Here is a 15,811-nt window from a genome sequence, read left to right on the forward strand (position 1 = left end):
ATCACCCTCCGCACAACGGTGCCCCCGGCGGGAACCGCCGGGGGCACCGGGCGGGCGCGTTACGCGCTCGGCACCGAGGCGACACCCGGGGCCAGGAACGGCTTGCCGTTCACCCGCTCCGAGATGCCCTCGCGGTCGAGGTAAGGGGTGATGCCGCCCAGCCAGAACGGCCAGCCAGCACCGAGGATCAGGCACAGGTCGATGTCCTGGGCCTCGGCCACCACGCCGTCGTCGAGCATGATCCGGATCTCCTCGGCCACGCCGTCGAGCACCCGCGCGCGGACCTGCTCGCCGGTCAGCTCGGTCGGTCCGAACTGCCAGAGCGCCGCCACTTCCGGGTCCACGGACTGGTTACCCGCGCCATCCCAGGTCCACACAGCGCTCTTGCCCGCCTCGACGAAGCGCCGCATGTTCGCGCTGACGCCGAAGCGGTCGGGGAACGCGGCGTGCATCGTCTCGGCGACGTGCAGCGCCACCGGCGCGCCGACCAGCTGCAGCAGCACCAGCGGGCTCATCGGCAGGCCGAGCGGTTCGGTCGCGCGGTCGGCCACCTCGAACGGGGTGCCCTCGTCGATCGCCTTGACCACCTCCCCCATGAACCGGGTCAGCAGCCGGTTGACCACGAACGCGGGCGCGTCCTTGACCAGCACCGAGGACTTGCGCAGCGCCTTGGCCACCGCGAACGCCGTGGCCAGGGTCGCGTCGTCGGTCCGCTCCGCGCGCACGACCTCCAGCAGCGGCATCACCGCGACCGGGTTGAAGAAGTGGAACCCGACCACCCGCTCCGGGTGCGCGAGCCCCGAGGCCATGTCGGTGATCGAGAGCGACGAGGTGTTGGTCGCCAGCACGCACTCGGCGCTGACGTGCTGCTCGAGCTCGGCGAACACCCGCTGCTTGACGCCCAGCTCCTCGAACACGGCCTCGATGACGAAGTCCGCGTCGGCGAAGGCCGCCTTGTCGAGCGAGCCGGACACCAGCGCCTTGAGCCGGTTCACCCCGTCCGGCGAGAGCCTGCCCTTGGCGCCCAGCTTGTCGATCTCCTCGTGCACATAGGAAACACCCTTGTCCACACGGGACTGGTCGATGTCGGTGAGCACCACCGGGACCTTGAGCTGTCGGGCGAACAGCAGCGCCATCTGGCCCGCCATCAGACCCGCGCCGACGATGCCGACCTTGGTGACCGGCCGCGCCAGCGACTTGTCCGGCGCGCCCGCGGGTCGCTTGGCCCGCTTCTGCACCAGGTTGAACGAGTACAGCCCGGCCCGCAGCGGGTCCGTCATCAGCACGTCGGCCAGCGCCTCGGTCTCGGCGGCGTAACCTGCGGTCAAGTCGTTGCCACGGGCCAGTTCCAGCAGTTCGACGGCCTTCACCGCGCCGGGGGAGGCGCCCTTGGTCCGGCCCTGCACGATCGCCTTGGCCCGCTCGACGGCCGCGTCCCAGCCCGCACCGCGGTCGATCTCCTTGCGGGAAACCGAGACCTCGCCGTTGACGACATCGGCCGCCCAGAGCAGCGACTGCTCGAGGAAGTCCGCTGAGCCGAGCAGCACATCGGTGATCCCGAGGTCCTGCGCCTGTTTCGGCTTGAGCATCCGGTTCTGGCTCAACGCGTTCTCGAAGATCACCGTGACGGCGGCGTCCGGGCCGATCAGGTTCGGCAGCAGTTGCGTGCCGCCCCAACCCGGGAACAGCCCGAGGAACACCTCGGGCAGCGCGATGCCCGCGGTGTTGTCCGAGAGCGTGCGGTAGTGGCAGGACAGCGCGAGTTCGAGCCCGCCGCCCATGACGGCGCCGTTGACGAAGGCGAAGGTCGGGACCGCGGACTCGGTGAACCGGCGGAAAACGTCGTGGCCGCTCTGCGCGATGTCCACAGCGGACTGCCGGTCGGCCACCTGCTCCACACCGGACAGATCGGCGCCCACCGCGAAGACGAACGGCTTGCCGGTGACCGCGATCGCGGCCGGGTCGGCGGCGAACGCCTCGTCCAGCGCCGCGTTCAGGCTCACCAGGCCCTGCGGCCCGAAGGTCGAGGGCCGAGTGTGGTCGTGGCCGTTGTCGATGGTGATCAGCGCGACCGGCTTGGCGAACCCGGGGGCCTTGACCAGCCGGGTGACCGCCTTGGTCACGACCTCGTCGGGGAAGGCCTTGGCGGCCTGGTCCTGCGTCAGCATCAGTTGTCCCCGTCCCAGTTGGGGTTCTCCCAGATCACGGTGCCACCCATGCCGATGCCCACGCACATCGACGTCAGGCCGTAGCGCACGTCCGGGTGCTCGGCGAACTGGCGCGAGAGCTGGGTCATCAGCCGCACGCCGGAGGAGGCCAGCGGGTGCCCGCAGGCGATCGCGCCGCCCCACTGGTTGACCCGCGGGTCGTCCTCGGCGATCCCGAAGTGGTCGAGGAACGCCAGGACCTGCACGGCGAACGCCTCGTTCAGCTCGAACAACCCGATGTCCGAAATGGACAGACCGGTGCGCCGCAACGCCCGCTCGGTGGCCGGGACCGGCCCGATGCCCATCACCTCGGGCTCGACGCCGACGAACGAGTAGCCCACCAGCCGCATGCCGACCGGCAGCCCGAGCTCGCGGGCGGTGTCCTCCCCGGCCAGGATGCAGCCGGTGGCGCCGTCGTTGAGGCCCGCCGCGTTGCCCGCGGTGACCCGGCCGTGCGGGCGGAACGGGGTCTTGAGGGTGGCCAGCTGCTCGACCGTGGTGCCCGGCCGCGGCGGCTCGTCCTCGGTGGCCAGCCCCCAGCCCAGCTCGGCGCTGCGGGTGGCGACCGGCACGAGCTCTGGACCGATCTTGCCCGCCTTCACCGCGTCGGCGTACTTCTCCTGGCTGCGCGCGGCGAACGCGTCGCAGCGCCCCTTGGTGATCGACGGGAACCGGTCGTGCACGTTCTCCGCGGTCTGCCCCATCACCAGCGCGGTCGGGTCGACCAGCTTGTCGGCCACGATCCGCGGGTTGGGGTCGACGCCCTCGCCCATCGGGTGCCTGCCCATGTGCTCGACGCCGCCCGCGATCACCACGTCGTAGGCGCCGAAGGCGATGCCGCTCGCGGTGGTGGTCACCGCGGTCATCGCACCCGCGCACATCCGGTCGAGGGCGAAGCCGGGCACCGACTTGGGCAGCCCGGCCAGCAGCGCGGCGGTGCGGCCGATGGTCAGCCCCTGGTCGCCGATCTGGGTGGTGGCCGCGATGGCGACCTCGTCCACCCGCTCCGGCGGCAGCTCCGGGTGGCGGCGCAGCAGCTCGCGGATGACCTTGACGATGAGGTCGTCGGCGCGGGTCTGCGCGTAGATGCCCTTCGGTCCCGCCTTGCCGAACGGCGTCCGCACACCGTCGACGAAGACGACGTTCCGAACGGCGCGCGCGGCTGCGGGGGCAGCGAGTGCGGCCACGGGTTGGCTCCCTTGGTCGAGTCCGGGCTACCAGCCGGTAGCCGGTGCCACTCTAGCCCCGGTTACTCATGGGTAACCACTGCGGTGACCCTATGGTGTGCGCCGGGCGCCGCGTGATCATCGGCCGACCCGAAGATCTCCGAGGGCTGACGCCGGGTGCTTGTCAGGCGCGGGCGGCACCGGCGGTATCGGGTACGTGCGTCACCGGGCGATGCCGACGAAGTCGGCCATCTGGTCCACCGCGTAGGCGAAGAACTCGTCCGCCGGGTCGGCGCTGCCCACCAGCTGGCCGAACAGCTCGAAGCTGATCATCCCGAACAGCTGCGTCCACGCCAGCAGCACGCGGGCCAGGGCCCCCGCGGGCAGGTCGTTGGGCAGTGCCGGGCGCAGGGCGTCCGCTTGAGCGTGCACGACCGGGGGCACGTCGCTGTCCGGCGCGCCTGCCGCGCCCGCCACGCCGACGAACACCAGCGGAACGCGCGCGGCGGGCGCGACGGTGTCCTGCGGCGCCCGGTAGCCGGGGACGGGGGAGCCGTAGATCAACGCGTACTCGTGCCGGTGGTCCAGGGCCCAGTTCCGGACGGCGTGGCAGGCGGACCGCCACTGGGCCCGCGGCGAGTCGCCGGTGCTCGCCTCCACGGCCGCGCCGAGCGAGCTGTACGCGTCGATGATCAGCGCGGTGAGCAGGTCGTCGCGGCTGGGGAAGTAGCGGTAGATGGCCGAGGAGGCCATGCCCAGGCTGCGGGCCACCGCGCGCAGGCTCAGCTGGGCGCCGTCGGTCGCGAGCTGTCTGCGGGCCTCGTCCTTGATCTCCTGGGTGAGCTCGGCTCTGGCCCGGTCGCGCGCGGTTCGCCCAGCGTTCATGGGGCCAGTCTGACACGGGTTTGGATCGGTGCACAAATTGGAGAGCACTGCTCTTGACGTCGACCCGATCGACGGTGTTCACTGTTCTCAACAGAGAGCACCGCTCTCGCCCTAACGGAGAGCCCCGCTCTCGTAACGAAGGAGATGCCATGACTACCACCGAGCCCCGCTACCTGCGCCCCGGCCGCCTCGTGCGCGCCCTGCACTTCGATCCCATCGTCGCCTTCCTGGTCCGCCGGGGCGTGAATGTCTGGGGTTCGCGGGTGCTGTCGGTGCGCGGCCGCAAGAGCGGGGAGATGCGGTCGACGCCGGTCAACCTGATGACCTTCGAGGGGGAGCAGTACCTCGTCGCCCCGCGCGGGCACACCCAGTGGGTCCGCAACCTGCGCGCCGCCGGGGAGGGCGAACTGCGGCTGGGCAAGCGCGTGCAGCGCTTCACCGCCGTCGAACTCGCCGACGAGGTCAAGCCTGCCCTGCTCCGCGCCTACCTCAAGCGCTGGGCCTTCGAGGTCGGCGCCTTCTTCGAGGGTGTCAACGCCAAGTCGTCCGAGGAGGACCTGCTGCGCGCCGCGCCGGGCCACCCGATCTTCCGACTGTCCATCGTGGACTAGTGGGCAGATCGGGCGGAGTTGGCTCACCCGCTGGTAGGACAGCCAAGGGACAGCTGCGGCCGCCCGCTGCGAAAGCCCGTGCGCGAGCAGCCCGGCCGCGCGCGACTCGACAGTGGCTTCGGACCGCTTGAGCGCCGCTCTTCACGCAGTGCGACTGCTCCAAGAGCGAGAAGAGCCAGCATCCCAGGCGTGATAAGTGCACTCGGCCGCAACTGCTGGGGCCGTTGAAGTCAGCGAGCGAAATGGCAGGCTCTTGCCCGGCGCGACGACCACCCACCGCCGGGGTCGTTCATGAAGTCGCGCTGCTGCCATGAAGTCGCGCTGCTGCGAAGAACTGGCTCGGCCCGGACATCGTGGTCGTACCCAGGCCGGACAATCCCCCGATCGTGGTGATCAGCCCGCGGTGGCTTTCAGCGCGGCGCTCACCGCGTCCACCACCAGGTTGATCTGCCACTCGCGGGCGTGGCCCGCGCGCAGGGTGGCGGCGACCGTGTCGGTGTCCAGGTCGGCGGGCGGCTGCCAGCAGGTGCGCCGGAGCAGGTCGGGCTGCAGGAGGTTCTCCACCGGCAGCCGGTTCTCCTCGGCGATCTTGTTCAGCGCCGTCCGCGCGGCCGCCAGCCGGGCCGCCGCCTCCGGGTCCTTGTCCGCCCAGCGGTTCGCGGGTGGGGGGCCGTCGGCGGGCGGTGACGGGTCGGGCAGCTCGGACTTGGGCAGCTGGGCGGCCGCGCGCAGGGCGCGCATCCACGGACCCGCGAGGCGGCGCTGGGCGCGGCCCTTGAACACCGGCAGTTGCAGCAGCGCCTGCTCGTCGGCCGGGTTGACCGAGGCCGCCTGGATGATCGCGCTGTCGGGCAGCACGCGGCCGGGGGCGATGTCGCGCTCACGGGCCATCCCGTCGCGCGCCTCCCAGAGCGCGCGGATGGCGGCCAGGCCACGCGGGGTGCGCACGCTGTGGATGCCGGACGTGCGCCGCCACGGCTCCTTGCGCGGGGGCGGCGGCCCGGCGGTGCGCAGGGCCTCGAACTCCTCGAGTGCCCACTCCAGCTTGCCCTGTACGCGCAGCTCTTCCTCCAGCGCGTCGCGCAGCTGGATCAGCAGCTCCACGTCCAGCGCGGCGTAGTTGAGCCAGTCGATCGGCAGCGGCCTGCGCGACCAGTCGGCGGCGCCGTGGCCCTTCTCCAGCCGGTAGCCCAGCAGCAGCTCGACGAGGGTGCCCAGGGCGACCCGCTCGAAGCCGGCGAGCCTGCCCGCGAGCTCGGTGTCGAACAGCTTGGCCGGGCGCAGGCCGAGGTCGGCCAGGCACGGCAGGTCCTGGGAGGCCGCGTGCAGCACCCACTCGTCCGCGGCGAGCGCGTCGATGAGGGAGTCGACCTGGTCGTCGACCGCGACCGGGTCGACCAGGAAGGTGCCGGAGCCCTGCCTGCGCACCTGGACCAGGTAGGCGCGTTGGGAGTAGCGGTACCCGGAGGCGCGCTCGGTGTCCACGGCGATCGGCCCGTGCCCGCTCGCGATCCGGCTCGACGCCCTGGTCAGGGCGTCGAGGTCGGTCACGACGTCGGGGGTGCCTTCCGCTGGCTCGATGAGCAGGACTGGAGCGGGCGGGTCTGCCGCCGCGGGTCCGGGGCCGGGGGTAGTCACGGCCGATGACCCTACGGCACGAGCGGTGACAACCGTCGGAGATCAGCAGCAGTCGTGTGGCTGGGCCATGCCCAGCCCAGCCACACGACTGCTGTTGTCTTAGCGGATGACGCCTGCCCGCATGGCCAACGCGACCATCTGGGCCCGGTCGCCGGTGCCCAACTTGCGGCCGATCCGCGAGAGGTGCGACTTCACCGTCAGTGCCGACAGGTTCAGCGCCTCGCCGATCTCCTTGTTGGACTGGCCGTCCGCGACCAGTTGCAGCACCTCCACCTCACGGGCCGAGAGCTCCCGCGGGGTGTTGTCGGTGCCGGGGACCCGCGTGCCCGTGGCGAGGACCGGGGCGACACTCGGGTCGGCGTAGACGCCACCCTCGAGCACCCGGCGGACCCCGTCGGTCACGACCACCGGCGACGCGGACTTCAGCAGGTACGCCTGGGCGCCCGCTTGGAAGGCCGATCGAACGGCGTACGGGTCGTCGGACGAGGCGAGCACGACGATGCGCGGCCAACCGTGGCTGCGCAGCTCCGTGACCAGCTCGATCCCACTGCCGTCGGGCAGTCCGAGATCGAGGATCGCGAGATCACACGGGCCGGTGGCCTGTGCGCGCGCCCTCGCCTCGGCCACCGTGGCGGCCTCGTGCACTGTGCCCGCGCCCATTTGCGTGAGCCGAGCAGCTATCGCCTCCCTCAACAGTGGGTGGTCGTCGACCACCAGCACTGAGAACAGCTCCTCCCGCGGATGCGGGACCATGTTCGCCGGCAAAGAGCCGGCTGGCGTGGTTCGAACGGCCTGACCTAAGCCGACGGCAGCCACGTCACTACCTCCCTGGAGTCGGTCGTTGCCCCCCGACCGGCACTGGGACTTTCGACCAAACAGCCGCGCCGCCGTTGGACCGAAAGTGGTGTCGACGAAGGCAGCCTAGCCGCCCAAGCGGGTTAGCGGGACGATCAATCGGGTAAGTATCCGATCGGGTTGTGACTGAGGGGCGTTAGGGTCACACGATTGGGTGAGTCCCTACTCGGTGACGTAACGGGTTGGACTCGTTACACGATGAAATGGAGTCACGGGTAGTGCACAACCTCGGAATCGAGCGCGCGCGAGCCCTGCTGGCGCGGACCCCGCTGGTCGACGGTCACAACGACCTCCCGTGGGCGCTGCGCGAGCGGCTGGGCGCGGATCCGGGGGCGACCGCGGCCGGGATCGACCTCAGCGTAGTGCAGTCCGGCCTGCACACGGACCTGGTCAAGCTCCGCGAGGGCGGTGTGGGAGCGCAATTTTGGTCGGTGTACGTCCCCTGTCAACTGACCGGTCACTCGGCGTTCACCGCTACCGTCGAACAGGTCGAGCTGGTGCACGCCCTGGTCGACCGCTACCCCGCCGCCCTGGGCCTGGCCACCACCGCTGACCAGGCCGAATCCGTTTTCGCCTCGGGTCGGGTCGCCTCGCTGATCGGGGCCGAGGGCGGCCACAGCATCGCCGGTTCGCTGGGCGCCCTGCGCGCGCTGCACCGCCTCGGCGTCCGCTACATGACGCTGACGCACAACGACAACACCCCGTGGGCCGACTCGGCGACCGACGAGCCGGTGGTGGGCGGCCTCTCGGAGTTCGGCCGATCGGTGGTGGCGGAGATGAACCGCCTCGGCATGCTCGTGGACCTCTCGCACGTCGCGGACACGACCATGCGAGCCGCCCTGGACGTGACCACCGCGCCGGTCATCTTCAGCCACTCGTCCTGCCGCGCGGTCACCGACCACCCCCGGAACGTGCCCGATGACGTGCTCAAACGCCTGCCGGGCAACGGCGGCGTGCTGATGGTGACCTTCGTGCCGCGGTTCGTCTCGTCCGCTATAGCGGCCTGGGACGAGCGGTTGGCCGAGGCGATGACCGCCGCCGGGCGCAAGCACGCCGACCTCACCGAGCGGGAGGCGTTCCTGCGCACCTGGGACGGTGCGGGTGACCAGCCGAAAGCCGGTCTCGCCGACGTCGTCGCGCACCTGGAGCACGCCCGCGAGGTCGTCGGCGTCGACCACATCGGCATCGGTGGCGACTACGACGGTTGCCCGGAGCTGCCCGAGGGACTGGCCGACGTGGGTGGCTACCCGACCCTGTTCGGCGCCCTGCTCGACCGCGGCTGGAGCGAGGACGACTGCGCCAAGGTTGCTGGGCGTAACGTCCTACGGGTCCTCCGTTCGGCCGAATCGGTGGCCACCACTAGGGGATAACTGGCAAAAGGTAATTGTCACTTGGCGTTCGACAATCGAACACCGACCCATTCTTGGCGGAAATGCGTCGTGGACCCATCGGCGCAACGGGTGTCTGCCACTCCCCAACTGGCAACCGGTAATGGATCGAGACCCCACCACCCGTGGCTAGCGTCACGCTCGTCGCCCCCGCGGCGTGGGCGTGGGGCGCACCGTTTGGGAGGGAGTCGAGCGTGAGCTCAACAGCTAGACGTTTACCGACCTGGAGGGTCGCCGCCGCGGTGGGGCTCAGCGGGGCCGTCATCGTCGGTCTCAGCGCCGCCACCGGAACCACGGCCGCCGCCGCCGACAACGTGCTGCGCGCGGACAAGGACGTGGCGCGCTCCTGCTTCGAGCGCCTGCTGCCCGCGGGCAGCAAGGGCACCGACCGCCGTGAGGTCACCTCCGGCGTCGACGGTCTCGTCCAGGCCCGGCTGACCCCGCACGGCGGCGGCACCGGCGACTGGGACCTGGCGGTGTTCGACAAGACCAGCGGCGCGCTGGTCGCCGCCTCCGCCGCGCTGCGCAGCGTCGAGTTGGCCGAGAGCTTCGTGGCCAAGGACCAGAAGCTCGTCGTCCAGGCGTGCCGCTACGCCGGGTCGGCCAAGACCGTCCAGTTGGGCGTCGACTTCCTGGCGCTGGACAACCAGGGTGGCTCAACCACTCAGCGCGCGGACGTCGTGCGCGTGGAGACCCCCACCCGGCAGCAGAAGGACCGGCTGCTGGCCCTGGACCTCGACGTCACCGAGAAGGCGGACGCGACCGGTGTCGAGGTCGTCGTCGCCTCCGACGCCGACCGCAAGACCCTCGCCGACAGCGGGCTGCGCTCGAGCGTGGTCAAGGCCGACATCTCGGCCAAGTCGGTGGCCAACGCCAAGCAGGACAAGGCTTTCGCCGCGCGGGCGCAGCGCTCGGTGCTGCCCTCGGGGCGCACCACCTACCGGCACCTCTACGACTACGACTACGAGCTCAAGGAGCTCGCCCGGCTCAACCCGGGGCTGGTCAAGGCGTTCACCCTGCCCAACCAGACCTGGGAGGGGCGCGACGTCAACGGCGTCGAGATCGCCACCGACGTGGGCAACACCGCCGACGGCAAGGCCGTCAACGTGACCCTGGGCGTGCACCACGCGCGTGAGTGGCCCGCGGGCGAGCACGCGATGGAGTGGGCGACCGAACTGGTCAAGGGCTACAAGGCGGGCGGCGAACTCCGTTCCCTGGTGGGCAAGACGCGCAACATCGTGGTGCCGATCGTCAACACCGACGGCTTCTCGATCTCCCGCGAGGCCGAGCCGCGCGGTGACTTCAGCCGCTTCGACTACGAGATGAAGCGCAAGAACTGCAACGCCTCGGACTCCCCGGCGCAGTACCGCACCGGAGTCTGCAAGGCGAACCCGGCGGGCCGCCAGCGCGGCACCGACCCCAACCGCAACTACGCGGGCTTCTGGGGCGGCGCGGGCGCGTCGACGGCGTGGAGCAACGACACCTTCCGCGGCTCCGCGCCGTTCTCCGAGCCGGAGACGCGCAACATCCGGTCGCTGGTGTCCACCCGCCAGGTGACCAACCTGATCACCCTGCACACCTACTCGAACCTGGTGCTGCGGGTGCCCGGCGTCGCCGACGTGCGCGCGCCGCTGGACGAGCCGGTGTACAAGGCGCTCGGCGACAAGTTCGCCACCCGCAACGGTTACACCAGCCAGCCGTCCTGGATGCTCTACGACACCACGGGGTCCACTGAGGACTGGTCGTACTTCGCCACCGGTGGCTTCGGGTTCACCTTCGAGATCGGCGCGGAGGAGTTCCACCCGCCGTTCGAGACCGGTGTCGTGGCCGAGTACGCGGGCCTGGCACCGGCGCCGGGTGCGGGCAAGGGCGGCAACCGGCAGGCGTTCATCGACATGCTCACCAACGCCGCCGACCCGGCCGCGCACTCCACCCTGATCGGCTCCGCGCCCAAGGGGTACCAGCTGCAGCTGCGCAAGGCGTTCCAGACGCCGACCTCGCCGGTGGTGCAGCCGGACGGCAGCGCGGGCGCGCCGATCTACGTCGCCGACACGCTCACCTCCACCCTGGCCTCGACCGGTGGGCGGTTCAGCTGGTCGGTCAACCCGTCGACCCGGCCGTACGTGGCGGGTCGCTACGGGCGCGACCCGAAGGGCCCGGCCCAGGAGGCCGTGACCCTGCCCAACCCGGCGGGCGTCCCCGCCGAGAACACCAACTTCCCCGGTGACGCCACCGCCGAGCGGATCCCGTTCCATGTGGACGGTCTGCCCAGGGTGGACAACGGCAAGCTGCAGGTGTCGATCAACTGGGCCAGCCCGGACAACGACTGGGACCTCTACATCTTCGACGCCGCGGGCAACGTGGTGACCTCGTCGGCCAACGGTGGCACCAACTCCGAGCGGGCCGTACTGTTCGACCCGCCCGCCGGTGACTACACCGCCGCGGTGGTCAACTACGACCAGGTCGGGTCCACTGTGGACGACTGGGGCAGCCTGAAGGTGGAGTTCGCCTCGCCGCTGCCCACGACCTACGGGCCCAAGGAGCCCTACCAGCTGACCTGCACCGACAAGCGCGGCAAGCTGGTCGGCCTCTCCGACGTCTACGTCGACCGCGGCCAGACCGTGGACATCGGCGACGTCTGCCAGCGCTCCGCGCGCCTGGCGAAGGAACGCCGCTAGCCCCTGAGCTGATCCAGCCGATGCCGCCCCGCCGAGCTGTTCGGTGGGGCGGCATCGTGCTTCCGGTCCAGGTCTCGGGCCGCATCCGGTGAACGATCCTCAGGTTCGACGTATCAACTGTTGAACAATACTTTTGGTGAATAATCCTCTTGGTGAACGTGTGAACTGTTCGAAAGTAGGATTGTTGAACAATCGCAGGGCAGGGCAGGGCAGGGCAGGGCAGGCAGGGCAGGGAGCTACTGGCCGCGGCGCTGTTCGAAGAGGGAGACACCGACCGGGGGGAGGCCGACGACGCTGGCCATCAGGTCGCAGAACGCCTCGCCGTGCGGGGTGAGGTCGCCCTGGGGGGTCCAGGAGGCGCGCAGTTCGAGGTCGTCGGTGCGGGCCGGGCCCGCGATGTCGCCGAAGCGGGCCGACGACGTATCAGTCACCGTTCCGCCGAGGGCGACGAACTCCGCCCCGGAGGCCGACAGCGCGTCGGTGAGCCAGGACCAGCCGACGCTCGGGAGGAGCGGGTCGTCGGCGAGTTCGGCGTCCAGCTCCGCGCGCACGTAGGCGACCACGCGCAGGACGCCGTCCCACGCCTCTTGGCCGTCCGGGTCGTGCAGCAGGATCAGCCTGCCGGTCGCCTGCACCTCGGCGGGTCCGACGGCCTCGGCGGTCAGCGCGAACGCCCACGGCGCCAGCCGTTGCGGCGGGCGGACCTCGGCGAGCTGCAACTCCGGTCGAGGTCGCAGCGACTTCAGCGCCTCGACGGCCTGGGTGAAGAGCTCAGGCGCTGTCGACGTTCCGGTCACGACTGGTAACTGTAGGACCACCCGAGTCGGTGAGCGGGGACGGCGCGCCGAGCGCGGGGCCGGTGATCGGACAACCGTCAGTGTGACTTCGCCCCGGTCCGAGCCGTCACGTCGAGGACGGAGCCGGACCACTGTCCCAGATGATCCACTTCAGCTCCGCCGGGCGCCCGGGTCCGATGTCGATCTCTTGTTGACGATCTTCGCCCGCCCCCGCCCGCACACCGGCACGACGCCGGTGTCAGCCGCGCCGCCCCGGTCACTTGTCGTTGATGATCGTCATCGGTGCGCTCGCCCGACCCGGCGCCCGCCGGCGCGGAGGAGCTGTCGACGGCGTGCCCCGAGCACTCGATCCCGCCACCGGCGTCGCGGCCCGGCGTGGGACCATGGGGGAGCCATGACAGAACTGATCACCCCGGCTGTCGCCCGCCGGAGCCTGCCCGACGCACCCTTCCTGGTCGCCGCGCGCGGTGGCGCGCCCAGTCGGGTGCCGGTGTGGTTCATGCGCCAAGCGGGCCGCTCGCTGCCCGAGTACCGCGCCCTGCGCGCCGGTACCGCCATGTTGGCCGCCTGCTTCGACCCGGGCATGGTCACCGAGATCACCCTGCAACCGGTCCGCAGGCACGACGTGGACGCGGCGATCCTGTTCAGCGACATCGTGGTGCCGCTGGTGGCCGCCGGGGTCGACCTGGACATCGTGCCCGGCACTGGGCCGGTCGTGGCCACCCCGATCCGCGACCCGCGGCAGGTCGCCGAGTTGCCGGCGCTCGCGGCCGAGCAGGTCGACCCGGTCGCCGAGGCCGTCCGGCTGCTCACCGCCGAGCTCGGCGGCACACCGCTGATCGGGTTCGCCGGAGCGCCGTTCACGCTGGCCTCCTACCTGGTCGAGGGCGGTCCGAGCCGCAACCACGAGCGCACCAAGGCGCTCATGTACGGCGACCCCGCCACCTGGCACGCCCTGCTTGACCGGCTCGCCGACACCGCCCTGACGTTCCTGCGCGCGCAGGTCGCGGCCGGTGTGGACGCCGTGCAGCTGTTCGACTCGTGGGCGGGCGCTCTCTCGCTCAAGGACTACCGCGAGTTCGTCCTGCCGCACTCGACCAAGGTCCTGGGTGGACTGGCCGACGCGGGCGTGCCGCGGATCCACTTCGGAGTCGGCACCGGACCGCTGCTTCCCGCCATGCGCAAGGCGGGCGCCGACGTCGTCGGTGTCGACTGGCGAACCCCGCTCGACCAGGCCGCCGCCGCGGTCCCGGGGTCGGCGTTGCAGGGCAACCTCGACCCGGCCGTGCTGTTCGCGGGCGACGAGGTGATCCAGCGCGAGGTGGCCCGGATCGTCGCCGAGGGCCGGGCGGGCGGCGGGCACGTGTTCAACCTCGGCCACGGGGTGCTGCCCGACACCGACCCGGACGTGATCACCCGCACCGTGGCCCACGTGCACGCGCACACACCGACCCGGTGAGCCCGGTGCGGGTCGCGGTCGTCGGCGGGGGGATCTCCGGCCTGGTGGCCGCGCACCGCCTGCGCGAACTGCTCGGACCGGACGCGCGGATCACCGTGGTCGAGCAGTCCGACCGGCTCGGCGGCAAGATCCGCACGGTCGACCTGGCCGGCCACCGCTACGACGTGGGCGCCGAGGCTTATCTGGCCCGCAGACCCGAGGTGCCCGCGCTGCTGGCCGAACTGGGCCTGCTCGACCGCGCGACCCACCCGACCCCCGCCCGCTCCACGGTGCGGGCGGGCGGCGTGACCCGCCTGATCCCGGGCGGGACCGTGATGGGCGTCCCGACCAACCCGGACTCCGTCGCAGACCTGCTGTCGACGGGGGGTCTGCGCCAGGTCGCCGCCGAGTCCACGCTCCCGCCGCTGCACCTCGACGGCGATGTCGCTTTGGGACCGTTGCTCCGCGCCCGCTTCGGCGATGAACTACCCGCCCGCCTCATCGACCCACTACTCGGCGGCGTCTACGCGGGCGGCGTCGACAGCCTGGGCCTGCGCGCCACCCTCCCCACCCTCGCCGCCGCCCTCGACGCGGGCGCCACGTCCTTGACCGAAGCCGCCGGCGCCGCACTGGCCAAAGCCGCCGCCCCGCCCGACACAGCCGCCACCTCTGTGACTGAGGCGGCCGGCGTTTCGCCTGTTAACGCCGCGACCGTTCCCGCTCGTGCTGCTTCGTCAGGTACGGGTGCGGTGTCTGAGGCCGTCGGTGTGTCGCCTGCCAGTGCCGCAACCGTTCCCGCTCGTGCTGTCTCGCTCACTGCAGGTGCGACCTCCCCGACCCGGGCCGGTGCCGCTTCCCTGGACCGCGAAGCTGAGCCCCTCCCCCTTCCGGCTGCCTCGCTCGACAGCGTTGCGACATCCGTGACCGAGGCCGCTGACCCTTCGCCTGCCAGCGCCGAGACCCTCTCCAACGCGGCCGTCTCCGCCAGCACAGGTGCGGCATCTGCGACTCGGGCTGCCAGCGTCTCGCCTGCCAAAGCCACCACCTCGGCGCCGTCCAACTTCACCCTTCCGAGTGCCCGAGTTATCCACAATCAAGATCCACATCCGCCGGTTCCCGACCCCTCCCCGGTAGAATTGGCGTCGGGGCCGGCCCCCAGGGATGGGCGGGGGCACGTCCTCATGAGGGGGGGCGGGGCGGTTTTCGGGACCTTGGTCGGTGGGTTGGGGGAGTTGGTCGGGCGGCTCGCCGAGGGGCTCGATGTTCGGCTCGGGGTGCCGGTTCGGGCCGTGGAGCGGGACGGACGCGGGTGGCGGGTGCGGTTGGGGGCCAACGCGCCGGGGCATGAGCCTGCGGAGTCGGTGCTGGATGTGGACGCGGTGGTGTTGGCTGTTCCGGCGCCCGCCGCGCGCAAGTTGCTGGACGGGGTCGTGCCCGCGGCGTCGGCGGCGTACGGGCGTGTGGGGGTGGCGTCCATGGCGGTGGTCGCCTTGGCCTTGCCCGAGGGTGCTGAGCTTCCGGGCACGTCCGGTGTCCTGCTCGGCGCGCGGGAGCGGCGGCTCGACGGGTCGCGGTTCGCCGTCAAGGCGTTCACCTTCTCAGCCGCGAAGTGGGCACACCTCGGTGCGGACGCGGTGATCGTGCGGGGCTCGGTGGGCCGCTTTGGCGACCCGGGCGCGCTCAAGGCGGGCGACGACGAACTGGTCCGGCTGGTCCGCGCGGACCTCATGGAACTGACCGGCGTCACCGCACCACCCATCGACGCGGTGGTGACGCGGTGGGGTGGTGGGCTGCCGCAGTACGCGGCCGGGCACACGGAGCTGGTCGCGGAGATCGAACGAGCCGTGGCCGCCGAACCGGGTCTGGCCGTGGCCGGGGCGACACTGCACGGCGTCGGCATCCCGGCCTGCGTGGCGACCGGCGAGGCAGCGGCCCGGCGGGTGGCCACCCATCTGGGCGCGGCTGTCGCGGGATAAGCAGCCGCCCGCCGCCCCGCGGCGGGCGGCGCTGGGTCGTGCCGGGCTGGGTCGTGCCGGGCTGGGTCGTGCCGGGCTGGGTCGTGCCGGGCTGGGTCGTGCCGGGCTGGGTCGTGCCGGGCTGGGTCGTGCCGGGCTGGGTCGTGCCGGGCTGGGTCGTGCCGGGCTGGGT

The 15,811-nt window shown here is 71.5% G+C and carries 10 protein-coding genes and 2 pseudogenes; 6 read left to right on the forward strand and 6 right to left on the reverse strand.

What is annotated here, in order from left to right; translation table 11 throughout:
• Window positions 1–59: 59 nt before the first annotated feature.
• The 3 genes from QSK30_RS11830 to QSK30_RS11840 all read right to left on the reverse strand — a co-directional run bounded on the left by QSK30_RS11830 (window position 60) and on the right by QSK30_RS11840 (window position 4,258).
• A complete protein-coding gene (locus tag QSK30_RS11830) occupies window positions 60–2,168 on the reverse strand; it encodes a 3-hydroxyacyl-CoA dehydrogenase NAD-binding domain-containing protein (RefSeq protein ID WP_502871825.1) in 2,109 nt (702 codons plus the stop codon).
• Window positions 2,168–3,394 (reverse strand): thiolase family protein, encoded by a 1,227-nt coding sequence (locus QSK30_RS11835; protein WP_285502193.1) that lies wholly within the window; start codon window positions 3,392–3,394, stop codon window positions 2,168–2,170. The genes QSK30_RS11830 and QSK30_RS11835 overlap by 1 nt, the downstream gene beginning before the upstream one ends.
• Window positions 3,395–3,595: 201 nt before the next feature.
• Window positions 3,596–4,258: a TetR/AcrR family transcriptional regulator gene (locus tag QSK30_RS11840; RefSeq protein ID WP_285502195.1), complete on the reverse strand. Its 663-nt coding sequence runs from the start codon at window positions 4,256–4,258 to the stop codon at window positions 3,596–3,598.
• A 149-nt stretch (window positions 4,259–4,407) separates the two neighbouring features.
• Between QSK30_RS11840 and QSK30_RS11845 the strand changes: the two genes are divergently transcribed.
• The gene (locus tag QSK30_RS11845) at window positions 4,408–4,869 is read left to right on the forward strand and encodes a nitroreductase family deazaflavin-dependent oxidoreductase (protein WP_285502196.1); all 462 of its coding nucleotides are present in this window, start codon (window positions 4,408–4,410) and stop codon (window positions 4,867–4,869) included.
• Window positions 4,870–5,262: 393 nt separating this feature from the next.
• Here the strand turns inward: QSK30_RS11845 and QSK30_RS11850 are convergent, their stop codons facing one another.
• Together QSK30_RS11850 and QSK30_RS11855 are read right to left on the reverse strand one after the other, a co-directional pair.
• Complete coding sequence (locus QSK30_RS11850) at window positions 5,263–6,507, reverse strand: HRDC domain-containing protein (protein WP_285502197.1); 1,245 nt, start codon at window positions 6,505–6,507, stop codon at window positions 5,263–5,265.
• A 99-nt stretch (window positions 6,508–6,606) separates the two neighbouring features.
• Window positions 6,607–7,323 (reverse strand): response regulator, encoded by a 717-nt coding sequence (locus tag QSK30_RS11855; RefSeq protein ID WP_035282988.1) that lies wholly within the window; start codon window positions 7,321–7,323, stop codon window positions 6,607–6,609.
• A 257-nt stretch (window positions 7,324–7,580) separates the two neighbouring features.
• Here QSK30_RS11855 and QSK30_RS11860 point away from each other — a divergent pair, with 257 nt between their 5' ends.
• Together QSK30_RS11860 and QSK30_RS11865 are read left to right on the forward strand one after the other, a co-directional pair.
• A complete protein-coding gene (locus QSK30_RS11860; RefSeq protein ID WP_285502209.1) occupies window positions 7,581–8,732 on the forward strand; it encodes a dipeptidase in 1,152 nt (383 codons plus the stop codon).
• Window positions 8,733–8,992: 260 nt separating this feature from the next.
• On the forward strand, window positions 8,993–11,428 hold the full coding sequence (locus QSK30_RS11865) for a M14 family zinc carboxypeptidase (RefSeq protein ID WP_285502210.1): 2,436 nt from the start codon (window positions 8,993–8,995) through the stop codon (window positions 11,426–11,428).
• Between the two features lie 236 nt (window positions 11,429–11,664).
• On the opposite strand, the gene QSK30_RS11870 is transcribed toward QSK30_RS11865, so the two are convergent.
• Entirely contained in the window at window positions 11,665–12,225 is a 561-nt protein-coding gene (locus QSK30_RS11870) for a DUF3000 domain-containing protein (RefSeq protein WP_285502212.1), read from the reverse strand.
• Between the two features lie 394 nt (window positions 12,226–12,619).
• On the opposite strand from QSK30_RS11870, the gene hemE reads away from it, so the two are divergent.
• From hemE to QSK30_RS36840, 3 genes and pseudogenes are all read left to right on the forward strand, one after another.
• A complete protein-coding gene (gene hemE, locus QSK30_RS11875; RefSeq protein ID WP_285502214.1) occupies window positions 12,620–13,684 on the forward strand; it encodes a uroporphyrinogen decarboxylase in 1,065 nt (354 codons plus the stop codon).
• 44 nt (window positions 13,685–13,728) lie between these two features.
• Window positions 13,729–14,205: pseudogene (locus QSK30_RS36835) on the forward strand (FAD-dependent oxidoreductase); the annotation flags it as partial.
• A 645-nt stretch (window positions 14,206–14,850) separates the two neighbouring features.
• A pseudogene (locus tag QSK30_RS36840) lies at window positions 14,851–15,639 on the forward strand (FAD-dependent oxidoreductase); the annotation flags it as partial.
• Window positions 15,640–15,811 lie beyond the last annotated feature (172 nt).

It is taken from the genome of Actinokineospora sp. NBRC 105648, from assembly GCF_030269645.1.
Lineage (GTDB): Bacteria > Actinomycetota > Actinomycetes > Mycobacteriales > Pseudonocardiaceae > Actinokineospora.